Source organism: Pseudomonas sp. GW821-FHT09A09, assembly GCF_059418405.1.
This window is the reverse complement of record NZ_JBWKPU010000001.1, coordinates 310,079-326,290: the sequence shown is the minus strand read 5'-3', so window position 1 is coordinate 326,290 and position 16,212 is coordinate 310,079. Positions and strand designations below refer to the sequence as shown.

At 61.4% G+C, this 16,212-nt stretch carries 18 protein-coding genes and 1 pseudogene; 16 read left to right on the top strand and 3 right to left on the bottom strand.

The window, feature by feature from the left end; genetic code table 11:
- Positions 1-79 precede the first annotated feature (79 nt).
- The 5 genes from AC07OV_RS01460 to AC07OV_RS01440 all read left to right on the top strand — a co-directional run bounded on the left by AC07OV_RS01460 (position 80) and on the right by AC07OV_RS01440 (position 5,816).
- Entirely contained in the window at positions 80-457 is a 378-nt protein-coding gene (locus AC07OV_RS01460; RefSeq protein ID WP_495091317.1) for a gamma-butyrobetaine hydroxylase family protein, read from the top strand.
- A gap of 248 nt (positions 458-705) precedes the next feature.
- On the top strand, positions 706-2,385 hold the full coding sequence (gene phaC / locus AC07OV_RS01455) for a class II poly(R)-hydroxyalkanoic acid synthase (protein ID WP_176997237.1): 1,680 nt from the start codon (positions 706-708) through the stop codon (positions 2,383-2,385).
- 165 nt (positions 2,386-2,550) lie between these two features.
- Positions 2,551-3,396: a poly(3-hydroxyalkanoate) depolymerase gene (gene phaZ / locus AC07OV_RS01450; RefSeq protein WP_025858688.1), complete on the top strand. Its 846-nt coding sequence runs from the start codon at positions 2,551-2,553 to the stop codon at positions 3,394-3,396.
- Positions 3,397-3,485: 89 nt separating this feature from the next.
- A complete protein-coding gene (gene phaC, locus AC07OV_RS01445) occupies positions 3,486-5,168 on the top strand; it encodes a class II poly(R)-hydroxyalkanoic acid synthase (RefSeq protein WP_494996185.1) in 1,683 nt (560 codons plus the stop codon).
- A 27-nt stretch (positions 5,169-5,195) separates the two neighbouring features.
- Complete coding sequence (locus tag AC07OV_RS01440) at positions 5,196-5,816, top strand: TetR/AcrR family transcriptional regulator (RefSeq protein WP_176997239.1); 621 nt, start codon at positions 5,196-5,198, stop codon at positions 5,814-5,816.
- Positions 5,817-6,004: 188 nt separating this feature from the next.
- Here AC07OV_RS01440 and AC07OV_RS01435 read toward each other — a convergent pair whose 3' ends face one another.
- The 3 genes from AC07OV_RS01435 to AC07OV_RS01425 form a co-directional block, all read right to left on the bottom strand.
- Positions 6,005-6,994 carry a phasin family protein gene (locus tag AC07OV_RS01435; protein WP_494996184.1) on the bottom strand — a complete coding sequence of 330 codons (990 nt, stop codon included), beginning with the start codon at positions 6,992-6,994 and terminating at the stop codon, positions 6,005-6,007.
- A 12-nt stretch (positions 6,995-7,006) separates the two neighbouring features.
- Complete coding sequence (locus tag AC07OV_RS01430) at positions 7,007-7,429, bottom strand: phasin family protein (RefSeq protein WP_494996183.1); 423 nt, start codon at positions 7,427-7,429, stop codon at positions 7,007-7,009.
- 105 nt (positions 7,430-7,534) lie between these two features.
- Complete coding sequence (locus AC07OV_RS01425; protein WP_495091316.1) at positions 7,535-7,810, bottom strand: polyhydroxyalkanoic acid system family protein; 276 nt, start codon at positions 7,808-7,810, stop codon at positions 7,535-7,537.
- Between the two features lie 145 nt (positions 7,811-7,955).
- Between AC07OV_RS01425 and ubiE the strand changes: the two genes are divergently transcribed.
- The 11 genes and pseudogenes from ubiE to AC07OV_RS01370 all read left to right on the top strand — a co-directional run bounded on the left by ubiE (position 7,956) and on the right by AC07OV_RS01370 (position 16,075).
- On the top strand, positions 7,956-8,726 hold the full coding sequence (gene ubiE / locus AC07OV_RS01420) for a bifunctional demethylmenaquinone methyltransferase/2-methoxy-6-polyprenyl-1,4-benzoquinol methylase UbiE (RefSeq protein ID WP_003171186.1): 771 nt from the start codon (positions 7,956-7,958) through the stop codon (positions 8,724-8,726).
- Positions 8,726-9,349 carry a ubiquinone biosynthesis accessory factor UbiJ gene (locus AC07OV_RS01415; RefSeq protein WP_494996182.1) on the top strand — a complete coding sequence of 208 codons (624 nt, stop codon included), beginning with the start codon at positions 8,726-8,728 and terminating at the stop codon, positions 9,347-9,349. Before ubiE ends, AC07OV_RS01415 begins: the two co-directional genes overlap by 1 nt.
- Positions 9,346-10,950 carry a ubiquinone biosynthesis regulatory protein kinase UbiB gene (ubiB, locus tag AC07OV_RS01410; protein ID WP_494996181.1) on the top strand — a complete coding sequence of 535 codons (1,605 nt, stop codon included), beginning with the start codon at positions 9,346-9,348 and terminating at the stop codon, positions 10,948-10,950. Before AC07OV_RS01415 ends, ubiB begins: the two co-directional genes overlap by 4 nt.
- Before the next feature lie 41 nt (positions 10,951-10,991).
- Positions 10,992-11,384 (top strand): phosphoribosyl-AMP cyclohydrolase, encoded by a 393-nt coding sequence (hisI, locus tag AC07OV_RS01405; protein WP_494996180.1) that lies wholly within the window; start codon positions 10,992-10,994, stop codon positions 11,382-11,384.
- A 2-nt stretch (positions 11,385-11,386) separates the two neighbouring features.
- A complete protein-coding gene (locus tag AC07OV_RS01400; RefSeq protein WP_003209299.1) occupies positions 11,387-11,719 on the top strand; it encodes a phosphoribosyl-ATP diphosphatase in 333 nt (110 codons plus the stop codon).
- 25 nt (positions 11,720-11,744) lie between these two features.
- The gene (locus tag AC07OV_RS01395) at positions 11,745-12,023 is read left to right on the top strand and encodes a twin-arginine translocase TatA/TatE family subunit (RefSeq protein ID WP_065875744.1); all 279 of its coding nucleotides are present in this window, start codon (positions 11,745-11,747) and stop codon (positions 12,021-12,023) included.
- 10 nt (positions 12,024-12,033) lie between these two features.
- Positions 12,034-12,465 carry a Sec-independent protein translocase protein TatB gene (gene tatB / locus AC07OV_RS01390; RefSeq protein WP_494996179.1) on the top strand — a complete coding sequence of 144 codons (432 nt, stop codon included), beginning with the start codon at positions 12,034-12,036 and terminating at the stop codon, positions 12,463-12,465.
- A complete protein-coding gene (gene tatC, locus AC07OV_RS01385) occupies positions 12,462-13,253 on the top strand; it encodes a twin-arginine translocase subunit TatC (protein ID WP_176997247.1) in 792 nt (263 codons plus the stop codon). Before tatB ends, tatC begins: the two co-directional genes overlap by 4 nt.
- Positions 13,250-13,957 carry a 16S rRNA (uracil(1498)-N(3))-methyltransferase gene (locus tag AC07OV_RS01380; protein ID WP_176997248.1) on the top strand — a complete coding sequence of 236 codons (708 nt, stop codon included), beginning with the start codon at positions 13,250-13,252 and terminating at the stop codon, positions 13,955-13,957. The genes tatC and AC07OV_RS01380 overlap by 4 nt, the downstream gene beginning before the upstream one ends.
- A gap of 201 nt (positions 13,958-14,158) precedes the next feature.
- A pseudogene (locus AC07OV_RS01375) lies at positions 14,159-15,217 on the top strand (methyl-accepting chemotaxis protein); the annotation flags it as partial.
- Complete coding sequence (locus AC07OV_RS01370) at positions 15,203-16,075, top strand: methyl-accepting chemotaxis protein (RefSeq protein ID WP_495091322.1); 873 nt, start codon at positions 15,203-15,205, stop codon at positions 16,073-16,075. The pseudogene AC07OV_RS01375 and the gene AC07OV_RS01370, both read left to right, overlap by 15 nt.
- Positions 16,076-16,212 lie beyond the last annotated feature (137 nt).

The window sequence follows — 16,212 nt, the reverse complement described above, 5'->3', positions numbered from 1 at the left end:
GCGATGGTGAATTCACCATCGCTATCGCAGGCAAGCCAGCTCCCACATTTTTGAGCCGGTTTCTTCAGGATCATCTCCTATGACCAAATTCCCCACTGCCGTAAACCTGCATAAAACCTCCAACACCCTCGGCCTCACCTACGGGCCCGACGAGGTGTACCAACTCTCCGCCGAACTGCTGCGCACCCACTCGCCTTCCGCCGAGGTCCAGGGTCACGGCAAACCCATCCTGCAATTCGGCAAGCTCAACGTGCGCTTGACCAAAATAGAACCGGCCGGTCAGTACGCACTGAAATTGACCTTCGACGACGGGCATGACAGCGGGCTGTTCACCTGGGACTACCTCTACCAACTGGCCGTGCGTCAGGACGCGCTGTGGGCCGATTACCTGGCCGAACTCAAAGCGGCTGGAAAACCCCGCGACCCGAGCGAGTCGGTCGTGCGGCTGATGCTCTAGCACACGCCTCTTGCTCTTTAGAGAGCATTTTCTAATTTCATCTGCTTGAATGCCCTGTCGCGCGGCCAATGACTGGCCCGCTTGCGAAAAAAATTAAACTCGGGTAACCAATGGAACTGGCAAGTTCCCTGCATTTGACGATGCGGTATCAACGGTCACCCGAGTCGCGTACCTGGCTTGTGTTGTGTATCGAAACCTGGTGCACAGCGGTACCCGGTACTCGTCTTTCGGACAATGGAGCGTCGTAGATGAGTAACAAGAACAACGATGACTTGAAACGCCAGGCCTCGGAAAACACCCTGGGGCTGAACCCGATCATCGCGTTACGGAAAAAGGATTTGCTCGCCTCGGCGAAGATGGTGCTGACCCAAGCCATCAAACAACCGTTGCACAGCGTCAAGCACGTCGCCCACTTTGGCGTCGAATTGAAGAACGTGATGTTCGGCAAGTCCCAGCTGGTGCCGGAACACGACGACCGTCGCTTCCATGACCCGGCCTGGAGCCAGAACCCGCTCTACAAACGTTATTTGCAAACCTACCTGGCGTGGCGCAAGGAGCTGCACGACTGGATCGGCGACAGCAACCTGTCGGAACAGGACATCAGCCGTGGTCACTTCGTGATCAACCTGATGACCGAAGCCATGGCCCCTACCAACAGCGCGGCCAACCCGGCGGCGGTCAAACGCTTCTTTGAAACCGGTGGCAAGAGCCTGCTCGATGGCCTCTCCCACCTGGCCAAGGACCTGGTGCACAACGGCGGCATGCCGAGCCAGGTCAACATGGGCGCCTTTGAAGTGGGCAAGACCCTGGGCACCACCGAAGGCGCCGTGGTGTTTCGCAACGATGTGCTGGAGCTGATCCAGTACAAGCCGATCACCGAACAGGTGCACGAGCGCCCCCTGCTGGTGGTGCCGCCGCAGATCAACAAGTTCTATGTATTCGACCTGAGCCCGGACAAGAGCCTGGCGCGCTTCTGCCTGCGCAATGGCCAGCAGACCTTTATCGTGAGCTGGCGCAACCCGACCAAGGCCCAGCGCGAATGGGGCCTGTCGACCTACATCGAGGCGCTCAAGGAAGCGGTGGATGTGGTCACGGCGATCACCGGCAGCAAAGACATCAACATGCTCGGCGCCTGCTCGGGCGGCATCACCTGCACCGCCTTGCTCGGCCACTACGCCGCGCTGGGGGAGAAGAAGGTCAATGCCCTGACCCTGATGGTCAGCGTGCTGGACACCACCCTGGACACCCAGGTGGCGCTGTTCGTCGACGAGCAGACCCTTGAGGCCGCCAAGCGCCACTCCTACCAGGCCGGCGTGCTGGAGGGTCGCGACATGGCCAAGGTGTTCGCGTGGATGCGCCCCAACGACCTGATCTGGAACTACTGGGTCAATAACTACCTGCTGGGCAACGAACCGCCGGTGTTCGACATCCTGTTCTGGAACAATGACACCACACGTTTGCCGGCCGCGTTCCACGGCGACCTGATCGAACTGTTCAAGAACAACCCGCTGGTACGCGCCAATGCCCTGGAAGTGTGCGGCACGCCCATCGACCTCAAGCAGGTCACCGCCGATATCTACTCACTGGCCGGCACCAACGACCACATCACGCCGTGGCAGTCTTGCTACAAGTCGGCGCAGTTGTTTGGTGGCAAGGTGGAGTTCGTGCTGTCGAGCAGCGGGCATATCCAGAGCATTCTCAACCCTCCGGGCAACCCCAAAGCGCGCTACCAGACCAGTGATGGCCTGGCGTGCAGTGCACTGGAATGGCAGGAGAACGCTACCAAGCACACCGATTCCTGGTGGTTGCACTGGCAGGCGTGGCAGGCGGATCGGGCAGGCAAGTTGAAGAAGGCGCCGACTTCGCTAGGAAATAAAACCTACGCCGCAGCTGAAGCAGCGCCGGGTACTTATGTACACGAACGATAAGCAGATGTTTGGTTGAAATGCAGCCCCTGTGGGAGCTGGCTTGCCTGCGATAGCGGTGGGCCAGTTGTTGATGGGCTGGCAGGAAGAATGCCATCGCAGGCAAGCCAGCTCCCACATGGACCGCATCGTCCATTGGATCTTTGCACCACCTGACAGGGCTTGAGCATGCCGCAACCGTTCATCTTTCGTACCATCGACCTGGATGGCCAGACCATCCGCACGGCGGTGCGCCCGGGCAAGCCTCACTTGACGCCTTTGCTGATCTTCAACGGCATCGGCGCCAACCTTGAGCTGGTGTTTCCGTTTGTCCAGGCCCTGGACCCGGACCTGGAAGTGATCGCCTTCGATGTGCCCGGCGTGGGCGGCTCATCCACGCCCAACCGCCCCTATCGCTTTCCCGGCCTGGCCAAGCTCACGGCACGCATGCTCGACTACCTGGACTATGGCCAGGTGAACGCGGTGGGCGTGTCCTGGGGCGGCGCGTTGGCGCAGCAGTTCGCCTACGACTACCCGGAGCGTTGCAAGAAGCTGATCCTCGCCGCCACGGCGGCGGGTGCGGTGATGGTGCCGGGCAAACCCAAGGTGCTGTGGCTGATGGCCAGCCCACGCCGTTACATCCAGCCGTCCCACGTGGTGCGCATCGCCCCGATGATCTACGGCGGCTCGTTCCGCCGCGATTCGAAACTGGCCGCCGAACACGCCAGCAAAGTGCGCTCGGCGGGCAAGCTGGGTTACTACTGGCAACTGTTTGCCGGGCTGGGCTGGACCAGCATCCACTGGCTGCACAAGATCCGCCAACCCACCCTGGTGCTGGCGGGGGATGACGACCCGCTGATCCCGCTGATCAACATGCGCATGCTGGCCTGGCGCATTCCCAACGCACAGTTGCACATCATCGACGATGGCCACCTGTTCTTGATCACCCGGGCCGAAGCGGTGGCGCCGATCATCATGAAATTTCTCGAGGAGGAGCGCCTGCGCGCGGTGATTCATCCGCGACCTGCGGTGTAAGGACCACACCGCCGCGCAACTTGCCAGGAACCGACTATGGTTCTGAATTGGCGTGCCTGTTTGATGGCTTGACGAAGGAGTGTTGGCTCATGCGAGAAAGACCCGTGACGAACCCGGCGCCCACCCCTGCCGTGTTCATCAATGCGCAAAACGCGATCACCGGCCTGCGCGGTCGGGACTTGCTGTCGACGCTGCGCAGTGTTGCCGCCCACGGCTTGCGCAACCCGGTGCATACCGCTCGTCATGCCTGGGCGCTGAGCGGCCAACTCGGTCGCGTGCTGCTGGGTGAAACCGTGCATGAGCCCAACCCCAATGACAGCCGCTTCAGCGACCCGACCTGGAAGCTCAACCCGCTCTATCGGCGCAGCCTGCAAGCCTACCTGAGCTGGCAAAAGCAGACGCGCCACTGGATCGACGACAGCTCGCTGAGCGCCGATGACCGGGCCCGCGCACACTTTGCCTTCTCCCTGCTCAACGACGCCGTCTCCCCTTCCAACACCCTGCTCAACCCGCTGGCCGTCAAGGAGCTGCTCAACTCCGGGGGCAACAGCGTGGTGCGCGGTGTCACCAACCTGTTCGAAGACCTGCTGCACAACAATGGCCTGCCGCGCCAAGTGAGCAAGCACGCGTTCGAAGTGGGCAAGACGGTTGCCACCACCCCGGGCTCGGTGGTGTTTCGCAACGAGCTGCTGGAGCTGATCCAGTACAAGCCCATGAGCGAAAAGCAGTACGCCAAGCCGCTGCTGGTGGTGCCGCCGCAAATCAACAAGTACTACATTTTCGACCTCAGCCCCGCCAACAGCTTCGTGCAGTACGCCCTCAAGAACGGCCTGCAGACCTTCATGGTCAGCTGGCGCAACCCGGACGTGCGCCATCGCGAATGGGGGCTCTCCACTTACGTTGCGGCGCTGGAAGAAGCCCTCAACGTCTGCCGGGCCATCACCGGCGCGCGGGAGGTCAACCTGATGGGCGCCTGTGCCGGTGGCCTGACCATCGCCGCCCTGCAAGGCCACCTGCAAGCCAAGCGCCAGTTGCGGCGCATCTCCAGCGCCAGCTACCTGGTAAGCCTGCTCGACAGCCAGATCGACAGCCCCGCCACGCTGTTTGCCGACGAGCAAACCCTGGAGGCGGCCAAACGCCGCTCCTACCAACAGGGCGTGCTGGACGGCCGCGACATGGCCAAGGTGTTCGCCTGGATGCGCCCCAATGACCTGATCTGGAACTACTGGATCAACAACTACCTGCTGGGCAAGGAACCCCCGGCCTTCGACATCCTGTACTGGAACAACGACAACACACGCTTGCCCGCCGCATTGCACGGCGACCTGCTGGATTTCTTCAAGCACAACCCGCTGAGCCATCCCGGTGGCCTGGAGGTGTGCGGCACGCCTATCGACTTGCAGAAGGTCACGGTGGACAGCTTCAGCGTGGCCGGGATCAACGACCACATCACGCCGTGGGACGCGGTGTATCGCTCCACCCAGTTGCTGGGGGGCGAGCGGCGCTTCGTGCTGTCCAACAGCGGGCATATCCAGAGCATCCTCAACCCGCCGGGCAACCCCAAGGCCAACTACGTCGAGAACCCCAAGCTGAGCAGCGACCCGCGCGCCTGGTACTACGACGCCAGCCACGTCGAAGGCAGTTGGTGGCCGCAGTGGCTGGAATGGGTGCAACAGCGCTCCGGCGTGCAGCGCGAAACCCTCACCGCCCTGGGCAACCAGAACTACCCACCGATGGAAGCAGCGCCGGGCACCTATGTGCGCGTGCGCTGAACTCAACGATCACATTAAGAAGACTGGATGAAGACCCGCGACCGTATCCTTGAATGTGCCCTGCAGTTGTTCAACCAGAAGGGCGAGCCGAACGTGTCGACCATGGAGGTGGCCAATGAAATGGGGATCAGCCCCGGCAACCTCTACTACCACTTCCATGGCAAGGAGCCTTTGGTGCTCGGGCTGTTCGAGCGCTTTCAATGCGAGCTGGCGCCCCTGCTCGATCCGCCCGCTGACGCGCAGCTGGAGGCCGAGGATTACTGGCTGTTCCTGCACCTGATTGTCGAGCGCATGGCCCATTACCGGTTTCTGTTCCAGGACCTGTCGAACCTGGCCGGGCGCCTGCCGAAGCTGGCCAAAGGCATTCGCCACCTGCTCACGGCACTCAAGCGTACGCTGGCGTCGCTGTTGGCACGGTTGAAGACCTCGGGGCAACTGGTCAGTGGCACCCAGGCACTGGGGCAACTGGTGGAGCAAATCACATTGACCCTGCTGTTTTCGCTGGACTACCAGCGGATTCTCGACCGTGAAGGAGAGATACGGGTGGTGGTCTACCAGATCGTGATGCTGGTGGCGCCGCACTTGCTGCTGCCGGCGCGGCTGGCGACCGAGAAGTTTGCCCTGAAATATCTGGATGAAATCGATTAAAACTGTGGGAGCGGCGGTGCGACGATTCGACTTGCCCGCGATAGCAATAGATCAGCCAATATCTATGTGACTGAAACTCCGTCATCGCGGGCAAGCCCGCTCCCACATTGGAAGTGCGATATAGGTGAGACTTCCATAAAAAAACGCCCGACCTTTACAGGCCGGGCGTTTTTTGTGCCCTGAGAAAATCAGGACTGACTGGAGGGCGTCGGGGTTACCGGCGTTGCAGTCGGGGTGGTCGCAGCGTGGGTCGGTGCGGACACCGAGTTGGCTGTTGAAGCGGCAGGTGCCGGAGTGGCTGGCTTGGCCGCAACAACAGGCTTGGCCGCTGCTGGTTTTTTCGCTACCGCAGGCTTCTTCGCGGCGGCTGGTTTTGCCGCAGGCTTGGCGGCCGCAGGTTTAGCAGCAGCCGGTTTGGCTGCAGGTTTCGCAGCAGCGGGCTTGGCAGCAGGTTTAGCGGCTGCGGTTTTAGCCGCTGGCTTGGCGGCTGGTTTTGCGGCGGCCTTGGCGGCAGGTTTAGCAGCCGGTTTGGCAGCGGCTTTAGCGGCCACTGGTTTAGCGGCAGGCTTGGCAGCCGGTTTTGCCGCTGCTGTTTTAGCCGCAGGCTTGGCAGCTGGTTTAGCGGCGGCTTTGGCGGGTGCCTTGGCCGCAGGTTTTGCAGCCGGTTTGGCAGCAGCTTTTACCAGAGGCTTGGCTGCAGGTTTCGCTGCAGGCTTGGCCGCTGCGGTTTTAGCGGCCGGTTTGGCAGCAGGTTTGGCGGCAGCGGTTTTCACAGGGGCCACTTTGGCGCCGGTGAGTTTTTCGATTTGCTTGGTCAACGTGTCGACCTTGCTGTGCAGTGCCTTCAGCTCTGCCTTACTGGGTACGCCCAGTCTCGAAATCGCACTGTTGAGGCGCTTGTCGAAAGTTTCTTCCAACTTGCCCCAGGTGTCAGAAATACCCGACTTGGCGGAACCGGCAGTTGCCTTGGCCGCTTCAACTGTTTTACCCACTGTGCTTTTGGTCAACTTCTCGGCTTTCTCACCGTCCTTGACCAAAGACTCGAAGAGTTTTTTGCCTTCACCAATGCTAGCCTTCGAGTACACGCCTAAACCAGCAAGCCAGATCTTACGGGAATATTTTTCAACTTCCCCGACCCACGAGCTGCCTTCTTTCTGAGTAGTCTTTTTAACAGCCATCCCGATGTCTCCTTAGTGTTTACGCGCGACACGTTCTAGCAATGTCGTCAGCTCTTCGAGCTTAGCAGAGAGTGTCTCCACGTCATGTTTAGACGCAATGCCGATCCGATTCAAGGCACTTGCAACGCGTATGTCAAAAGCTTTTTCAACTTTATCCAGTTGAACTTCAACCAGGCCTTTGACGCTGGAGACATTACTCTTTACTTGGTCAATCTGACTGTTGGCGGCATCAAGTTGTTCAACTACAACTTTTTTGCCTTTACTTTCAACATGTTGACCTTTCTTGACCAGCTCTTTGAAGTACTCGCTGCCTTCGCTGCCGACCTTGGCATAGGCGCCAAGCCCTGCCAGCCAGATCTTGCGGGCATAGCTTTTAACGTCACTCAGGGCGGTGGACTGAACGTCGATTTTTTTCTTCAAAATAACTTTGGCCATGGCACACCTCACGCAGAAAAGGGTTGAGGAACGGCCCGCAGGAGTTGAGGGCTTGGGCACAAAGTAGGCAGAAAAATTAGAATCGGCACCCTAAGTAGATCCGGATCAGGCCAGTGCCTTATCCAGGGCTTTCTCGATTTCGGACTTGATAGTGCCACTCATGGCCGACATCAACAGCCCCAGCTCCACATCAATACGCAGGGAATCCTCGGCCACCGACACGGTGCCTTTAACGCCTGAACGCTTGAGGTTCAAGGTATCGCCAGACCACGTGGACTCCAGGCCATATTGCTCCCTGAGTTTGCTCGCCAACTTGTCGGCTTTTGCCCGCGCGCCTTCTTTACCCAGGGAATGTGCACGCTCAACGGTAATACGGGCCATTGCAATGACTCCTCTATTATAACGGTATGGATACCTTCCATGCGGCAAAAGGTCTCGGTGACCGCCTATCTTACCTTCAGCCTTGCCAAGACAAAGCAGGTCGCGGGGATTATCATGTCCCGCATTCTCTTTTGGTGACAGCGATATGACTGATCAGCGCAAAGGCAGCGATGCCGAACCCACCACTCACTTCGGCTTCAAGAACGTTCCGGAAAGCCAGAAAGCGGAAAAAGTCGCTGAGGTGTTCCACTCCGTAGCCGCCAAGTACGACCTGATGAACGACGTGCTATCGGGCGGCATGCACCGCCTGTGGAAGCGTTTCACCATCGAGCTGTCGGGCGTGCGCACCGGCAACCGTGTGCTGGACATCGCCGGCGGCACAGGCGACCTGGCCGCCAAGTTTTCCAAGCTGGTTGGCCCGACGGGTCAGGTCGTGCTGGCGGACATCAACGGCTCGATGCTCAAGGTCGGTCGCGACCGCCTGCTGGATAAAGGCGTGGCCGGCAATATCGAGTTCGTCCAGGCCGACGCTGAGAAGCTGCCGTTCCCGGACAACCATTTCGACTGCGTGACCATTGCCTTCGGCCTGCGCAACGTGACCCACAAGGAAGACGCGATCCGCTCCATGCTGCGCGTGCTCAAGCCCGGTGGCCGCCTCTTGGTGCTGGAGTTCTCCAAGCCAACCAACGCGCTGATGTCCAAGGTCTACGACACCTACTCCTTCGCCTTCATGCCGCTGATGGGCAAGCTGATCACCAATGACGCCGAGAGCTACCGCTACCTGGCCGAATCGATCCGCATGCACCCCGACCAGGAAACCCTGAAGTCGATGATGGTAGAAGCCGGCTTCGACCGCGTGACCTACCACAACATGACCTCGGGCATCGTCGCCCTGCACCGCGGCATCAAGCCCTGATGCTGTTCGCAGGCCTTCTCGCAAGCACAGAGCACGGTATCAACCGTGTGCTGCGCCTGGACAGCACCGCCCTGGCGCGGCTCGCGCACTTGAACGGCAAGATCATTGCTGTCGACTGTCGCAGCCCCGCCTTGCAGCTGTTTATCCTGCCCAGCGATGAAGGCCTGCTGCTCGCCAGCGACTGGGCTGCCGACGCCGACTGCACCCTGCGTGCGCCGGCATCGAGCCTGTTGCACCTGGCCCTGAGCCGCAACAAGACCGCCATCCTGCACAGCGCCGAGGTGGAGCTCGAAGGTGACAGTTCGGTGCTGATGGACCTGGCCGCCGTGCTGCAAGACCTGGAACTGGACTGGGAATACGAACTGTCGCGCTGGATTGGCCCCGTGGCCACCCAGTTGATCAGCGGGCACCTGCGCAGCCGCACGCGCTGGTACCAGCAGGGGTTCGCCAGCCTCAACCAGAACCTCGCCGAATACCTGAGCGAAGAATCGCGCACCCTGGTCGGAGAACGGGAAGCGCAAGCGCGCTTTCGTGAACTCGACAAGGCCAAAATCGACCTGGAACGCCTCGAGGCCCGCTTCGAGCGCCTGAGCCGTTCCCTTGATCCAAGCGATAACGCATGAAGCTGCTCGCCGTCCGCCGTCTGTTTCGTATCCAGCGCGTCGTAATCCGCTACCGCCTCGATGACCTGCTGTTCGCCCTGCCCCTGCCGTGGTTTCTGCTGGCGGTGCGCTATGTGCTGCCGTGGCGCTGGTTCCCGCGCAAGCCGCTGGAGCTCAGCCGGGGTGCGCGCCTGCGCCTGGCGTTGCAGGACCTGGGGCCGATCTTCATCAAGTTCGGGCAGATCCTCTCGACCCGCCGCGACCTGTTGCCCGAAGACATCGCCGACGAGCTGATGCTGTTGCAGGACCGCGTGCCGCCATTCGATTCCCAGCAGTCGATGAAGTTGATCGAAGAGCAACTGGGCAAGAAGATCAGCGACGTCTTCAGCCGCTTCGATGTCGACCCGCTGGCCTCGGCCTCCGTGGCGCAGGTCCACGCCGCCCAGTTGAAGACCGGCGAAGAAGTGGTGGTGAAGGTGATCCGCCCGGGCCTCAAGCCGATCATCGGCCAGGACCTGGCGTGGCTATTCATCCTCGCCCGCGCCGCTGAGCGCTTCAGCGCCGATGCGCGCTTGCTGCACCCGGTGGACGTGGTCGCCGACTACGAAAAAACCATCTACGACGAACTCGACCTGCTGCGCGAAGCCGCCAACGCCAGCCAGCTCAAGCGCAACTTCGAAGGTTCGCCGCTGCTGTACGTGCCCCAGGTGTATTGGGACTGGTGCCGCCCCAAAGTGCTGGTGATGGAGCGCATCTACGGCGTGCAGGTCACCGACCTCGCCACCCTGGCGGACCAGCGCACCGACATGAAGATGCTTGCCGAGCGCGGCGTGGAGATCTTCTTCACCCAGGTGTTCCGCGACAGTTTCTTCCACGCCGACATGCACCCGGGCAACATCTTCGTCAGCACCGTGAACCCGTGGAGCCCGCAGTACATTGCGATCGACTGCGGCATCGTCGGCAGCCTGACCCCGGAAGACCAGGACTACCTGGCCCGCAACCTGTTCGCCTTCTTCAAGCGCGATTACCGCCGCGTGGCGCAGTTGCACATCGATTCGGGTTGGGTGCCGGCCGAAACCAAGCTCAACGAATTCGAAGCGGCGATCCGTACCGTGTGCGAGCCGATTTTTGAAAAACCGTTAAAAGATATTTCCTTTGGCCAGGTGCTGATGCGCCTGTTCCAGACCGCGCGGCGCTTCAACATGGAAGTGCAGCCGCAGCTGGTACTGCTGCAAAAAACCCTGCTGAATATCGAAGGCCTGGGCCGCCAGCTGTACCCGGACCTCGACCTGTGGAACACCGCCCAGCCGTTCCTGGAACGCTGGATGCGCGAGCGCATGAGCCCGAAAACCGTGCTGGGCAACCTGCACAGCCAGATGGAACAACTGCCGCACCTGGCCAACATGACCCGCGACCTGCTGGAGCGCATGTCCCAGCCCCACGCCAAGGACCCGGCACCGCCCTGGAAGAAGCGCAAGGACGACTGGTTCCTGCGCTTGCTGGGCGCCGCGCACCTGGTCGGCGGCGTGATACTCGCCCTCGGCGGGCCGTTGAATGAGTTGGGCCACTGGCCGGCCGGCATCATGGTCGCCGTGGGTGTTTATCTGATCGTGCGTCGATAGCCAATCCGGTTATACACTGTCGCAAATTGCCGGAGCCGAACATGAAAGACTGGCTGGACGAGATCAAGTGGGACAGTGACGGCCTGGTGCCGGCCATTGCCCAGGACTACAAGACCGGGCGCGTGCTGATGATGGCCTGGATGAACCGCGAGGCCCTGAGCCTCACCGCCGCCGAGCAACGCGCCATCTACTGGTCACGCTCGCGTGGCAAACTGTGGCGCAAGGGCGAAGAGTCCGGGCACGTGCAGACCCTGCACGAGATGCGCCTGGACTGCGATGCCGACGTGGTGATCCTGATGGTCGAGCAGATCGGCGACATCGCTTGCCACACTGGCCGTCACAGCTGCTTCTATCGCGTGTTCGAAAACGGCGAATGGAAGGTTGTAGAGCCGGTGCTCAAAGACCCGCACGCCATTTACTCGGCAGGACACTGAACATGAGCGATACCCTGAACCGCGTGGCCCAGGTGCTGGAAGACCGCAAAGGCGCGGACGCCGACAGCTCCTATGTCGCCAGCCTTTACCACAAGGGCTTGAACAAGATCCTGGAAAAACTCGGCGAAGAATCCGTCGAGACCATCATCGCCGCCAAGGACGCGCAAATCAGCGGCGACTGCAGCGATGTGATCTACGAAACCGCTGATTTGTGGTTCCACAGCCTGGTCATGCTCGCCCAACTGGGGCAGCATCCGCAGGCTGTGCTGGATGAACTGGACCGTCGCTTCGGCTTGTCCGGGCATGCCGAAAAGGCCTCGCGCCCGTCCGCCTGAATAACTTTTACAGAGGAATTGCAGCATGGGCATTTTTGACTGGAAACACTGGATCGTCATTCTGGTGGTAGTGGTACTGGTGTTCGGCACCAAGAAACTCAAGAACCTGGGCACTGACGTGGGCGAATCGATCAAGGGCTTCCGTAAAGCCATGAACGATGACGAAAAGCCGGCCGACCCGGTGGCCAACCCTGTGCCGCCAGCCCAGCCTGTGCACCCGCAGGCCACCCAGCCGATCACCGAGCGTCGTACCTTCGACGTGCAGGCTGAGAAAGTCGAAGAGCCGACCCGCAAAGACTCGTGAGCACTGACTAATGTTTGGTATCAGCTTCTCTGAACTGCTCCTCGTCGGCCTTGTTGCCCTGCTGGTACTGGGGCCGGAACGCCTGCCCGGTGCCGCGCGCACGGCCGGCCTGTGGATCGGGCGCCTGAAACGCAGTTTCAACGCCATCAAACAGGAAGTTGAACGGGAAATCGGCGCCGACGAGATTCGTCGCCAACTGCACAACGAGCACATCCTTTCGTTGGAGCAGGAAGCGCGCAAGATCCTCTCCCCGGTGCAGGAGCCTGCCAAGCCGGCCGAACCTGTGGCCGAGCAGAGCATCGCGCCGCCGCCCGTGGCCCAGGTGCCACCCGTGGCGGAACCCGCCCCGGCACCGGCCGTCCACAGCCCCACAGAGCCTGCGCCGGCGCCCGTTGCGTCGCCCGCTCCCCATGACCCTACATTGCCGCCGCGAGCCCCATGAGCGCTGATAAACCGGAAAACGACCAGCACATGCCGCTGGTTTCGCACCTCACCGAGCTGCGTACCCGCCTGCTGCGCTGCGTAGCGGCGATCTTCATCATCTTTGCCGGGCTGTTCGCCTTTACCCAGCAGATCTACACCTTCGTCTCTACGCCTTTGCGCCAGTACCTGCCGGCCGGCGCGACGATGATCGCCACCGACGTGTCCTCGCCGTTCCTCACGCCGTTGAAGCTGACGATGATGGTCTCGCTGTTCCTGGCGATCCCGGTGATCCTGCACCAGATCTGGGGCTTTATCGCGCCGGGCCTGTACAAGCATGAGAAGCGCATCGCGGTGCCGCTGCTGGTGTCGAGCATCCTGCTGTTCTACACCGGCATGGCGTTCGCCTATTTCCTGGTGTTCCCGCTGATCTTCAAGTTCTTCGCCGCGGCCACCCCGGCCGGCGTGGAGATGATGACCGACATCACCAGCTACCTCGACTTCGTGATGACGCTGTTCTTCGCCTTTGGCGTGGCCTTCGAAATCCCGGTGGCCGTGGTGCTGCTGGTGTGGATCGGCGTGGTCGACGTCAAGTACCTGAAGAAGATCCGCCCGTACGTGATCATCGGCTGCTTCGTGGTCGGCATGATCCTCACGCCGCCGGACATCTTCTCGCAGACGTTGCTGGCCGTGCCGATGTGGATGTTGTTCGAGATCGGCATTCTGTTCGGCAGCCTGATCAGCAAGCGTGGCGATCACCCGGATGACCAGCCCGCCGACGACGACCAGCCGCCAGCGACCCAGCCGTGAACCTGCTGTTACTGGAAGAGGCCGACTTCATTGCGGCCGACCGTGTGGTGCTGCGTGACCGGCGCCTGGTGCACATGCAGGACGTCCACCGTGCGGCCGTCGGTGACAGCCTGCGCGTCGGCCGTATTGGCGGGTTGATGGGCAACGCCCAGTTGCTGCGCCTGGACGCCGGCGAAGCCGAACTGCACGTGAGCTTCGACCAACCGCCGCCCGCCAAACTGCCTTTGACCCTGCTGCTGGCCTTGCCGCGCCCGAAGATGCTGCGTCGGGTGCTGCAAACCGTAGCCGCCATGGGCGTGCCGAAAGTGGTGCTGCTCAACAGCTATCGGGTCGAAAAGAGTTTCTGGCAGACCCCGTTCCTGGAGCCTGAGGCGATTCGCGAGCAGCTGATCCTCGGCCTGGAACAGGCGCGCGACACGGTGCTGCCCGAAATCATCATCGAAAAGCGTTTCAAGCCGTTCGTCGAGGACCGCCTGCCGGCCATGGCCGAAGGCACCCTGGGGCTGATCGGCCATCCGGGCGATTACCCGGCGTGCCCGCGTGGGCTGGACGAGCCGGTCACCCTGGCCATCGGCCCGGAAGGCGGCTGGATCCCCTACGAAGTCGACCTGCTGGCCAAGGCCGGCCTGCAGCCGGTACAGCTTGGCGCACGCATCCTGCGCGTCGAAACCGCCGTCACCGCCCTGCTCGCCCGCCTCTTCTAACCACTTCAACCCCCTGTAGGAGCCGGCTTGTGTGGGAGCTGGCTTGCCTGCGATGCAGACACCTCGGTATCTCAGGCAAACCCGGTTGATGCCATCGCGGGCAAGCCCGCTCCCACAGGGGATCAGTGTCGCTACAGAATCTTCCTGCGCAGCCGATAACCTTTGAATAAGTCCAAGCCTTGTTCCAAAGGAGATCGCAGCATGTATCGTTGGTTAGCCGAAAAACTGGGGAATGTGAGCGTCAATCGAAAGCTGGCCATTGGCTTTGGCTTGGTGTTGATCCTGACGCTGTTGATCACCTTCACCGGCTGGACCGGCCTGGGCGATGTGACCAGTCGCGGCGATAAGCTGGGCTTTATCTCCAGCCTCAACGGCCTGACCAAGGACCTGCGCCTGGCGCGCCTGGACTTCGAGACCCGTCGTGGCGAACAAGGCACGGGCGCCGTCAACGACCTGATCGCCAAGCTGGACAGCGGCCTGAAAACCGCCGAAACCCTGATCGAGCAACCCGACGACAAGGCCCTGGTCGAACAGCAACTGGACGCCCTCAACCAATACAAAAAAGCCTTCGGCGCCATGGTGCAGGCCGGCCTCAAGCGTGAAGGGGCGCGCAGCAAGCTCGGCGACACCGCCGACAACGCCGTGGCCAAGATCAACGAAATTGAAAAAGCCCTGCTGCAAGGCGACAGCGTCACCCAGTTCAATAGCGTGGTCGACCTGAGCAAGCTGATCCAGCAATCGCGCTTCCAGGTGCGCGGCTACACCTACAGCGGCAAGACCGACGCCGAACAGCCCGCACTCGACGCCATCGACAACGCCCTGAAGAAAATCACCGAGCTGCAAGGCCAACTGCCAGAGCAGTACCAGGCCAACCTGCAGGAGGCCAGCGTGTCGTTGCAGGCCTACCGTGCCGCCGTCAGCCAATACCGTGACTCTCAAACCGCCAGTGCAGCCGCCCTGGTCATCATGACCGCCCAGGGCGATATCCTGTTGGGCAACAGCGACAAACTCACCGTCTCTCAAACCGTGGTGCGTGATACCGATGCTGCGCAGGCCAAGAATCTCTTGCTGTTGGCGACCGCTCTGGCGCTGATCTTCGGCCTGGTCGCCGCCTGGGCCATCACCCGCCAGATCGTCATCCCGCTGAACCAGACCCTCAAGGTCGCCGAGCGCGTCGCCTCCGGCGACCTGAGCCACAACCTCGACTCGCTGCGCCAGGACGAACTGGGCCAGCTGCAACGCGCCATGCAGAGCATGACTGTGGGCCTGCGCGAGTTGATCGGCGGCATCAGCGACGGTGTCACTCAGATCGCCAGCGCCGCCGAGCAACTGTCGGCCGTGACGGAACAGACCAGCGCCGGGGTCAACAGCCAGAAGGTCGAGACCGACCAGGTGGCCACCGCCATGAACGAAATGGCCGCTACCGTGCAAGAAGTGGCGCGTAACGCCGAGGAAGCCTCCGAAGCTGCCGTGGCCGCCGACCAGCAGGCCCGTGAAGGCGACAAGGTGGTCGGCGAAGCCATCGCCCAGATCGAACGCCTGGCCACCGAGGTGGGCAACTCCACCGAGGCCATGGGTCATCTAAAGCGTGAAAGCGACAAGATCGGCAGCGTGCTCGACGTGATCAAGTCGGTGGCCCAGCAAACCAACCTGCTGGCCCTCAATGCGGCGATTGAAGCGGCACGTGCCGGTGAGGCCGGGCGTGGCTTCGCCGTGGTGGCTGATGAAGTGCGCAGCCTGGCACAGCGCACCCAAAAGTCCACCGAAGAGATCGAAGAGCTGATCGTCGGCCTGCAAAACGGCACCCAGCAGGTCGCGACGATCATGGACAACAGCCGTGGTCTCACTGACAGCAGCGTCGAGCTGACCCGTCGTGCCGGCGATGCGCTGGGCAATATCACCCGCACGGTCTCGACCATCCAGGCGATGAACTCGCAGATTGCTACGGCTGCCGAGCAACAAAGCGCGGTGGCCGAAGAGATCAACCGCAGCGTGCTGAATGTGCGTGATGTGTCTGAGCAAACCTCGTCGGCCAGCGAGGAAACCGCGGCATCGAGCGCCGAGCTGGCGCGCCTGGGCATCTACCTGCAAACCCTGGTCGGGCGTTTTCGCGTCTGATCCACTGTACGCGGCGACCGCCTCCGGTCGCCGTGTGCCAGCAACTTGTGAAATCTCCTACACGCTTATCATCCCGCCATTTCCCCGCTCGCCTTTGAATCGAATTAGCGTCAGCACTGAACGCTTTCTCTGATTCG

Coding starts and splice junctions, on each gene's coding strand:
- AC07OV_RS01460 (WP_495091317.1), top strand. CDS start 80: ATGACCAAATTCCCCACTGCCGTAAACCTGCATAAAACCTCCAACACC.
- phaC (WP_176997237.1), top strand. CDS start 706: ATGAGTAACAAGAACAACGATGACTTGAAACGCCAGGCCTCGGAAAAC.
- phaZ (WP_025858688.1), top strand. CDS start 2,551: ATGCCGCAACCGTTCATCTTTCGTACCATCGACCTGGATGGCCAGACC.
- phaC (WP_494996185.1), top strand. CDS start 3,486: ATGCGAGAAAGACCCGTGACGAACCCGGCGCCCACCCCTGCCGTGTTC.
- AC07OV_RS01440 (WP_176997239.1), top strand. CDS start 5,196: ATGAAGACCCGCGACCGTATCCTTGAATGTGCCCTGCAGTTGTTCAAC.
- AC07OV_RS01435 (WP_494996184.1), bottom strand. CDS start 6,994: ATGGCTGTTAAAAAGACTACTCAGAAAGAAGGCAGCTCGTGGGTCGGG.
- AC07OV_RS01430 (WP_494996183.1), bottom strand. CDS start 7,429: ATGGCCAAAGTTATTTTGAAGAAAAAAATCGACGTTCAGTCCACCGCC.
- AC07OV_RS01425 (WP_495091316.1), bottom strand. CDS start 7,810: ATGGCCCGTATTACCGTTGAGCGTGCACATTCCCTGGGTAAAGAAGGC.
- ubiE (WP_003171186.1), top strand. CDS start 7,956: ATGACTGATCAGCGCAAAGGCAGCGATGCCGAACCCACCACTCACTTC.
- AC07OV_RS01415 (WP_494996182.1), top strand. CDS start 8,726: ATGCTGTTCGCAGGCCTTCTCGCAAGCACAGAGCACGGTATCAACCGT.
- ubiB (WP_494996181.1), top strand. CDS start 9,346: ATGAAGCTGCTCGCCGTCCGCCGTCTGTTTCGTATCCAGCGCGTCGTA.
- hisI (WP_494996180.1), top strand. CDS start 10,992: ATGAAAGACTGGCTGGACGAGATCAAGTGGGACAGTGACGGCCTGGTG.
- AC07OV_RS01400 (WP_003209299.1), top strand. CDS start 11,387: ATGAGCGATACCCTGAACCGCGTGGCCCAGGTGCTGGAAGACCGCAAA.
- AC07OV_RS01395 (WP_065875744.1), top strand. CDS start 11,745: ATGGGCATTTTTGACTGGAAACACTGGATCGTCATTCTGGTGGTAGTG.
- tatB (WP_494996179.1), top strand. CDS start 12,034: ATGTTTGGTATCAGCTTCTCTGAACTGCTCCTCGTCGGCCTTGTTGCC.
- tatC (WP_176997247.1), top strand. CDS start 12,462: ATGAGCGCTGATAAACCGGAAAACGACCAGCACATGCCGCTGGTTTCG.
- AC07OV_RS01370 (WP_495091322.1), top strand. CDS start 15,203: ATGCAGAGCATGACTGTGGGCCTGCGCGAGTTGATCGGCGGCATCAGC.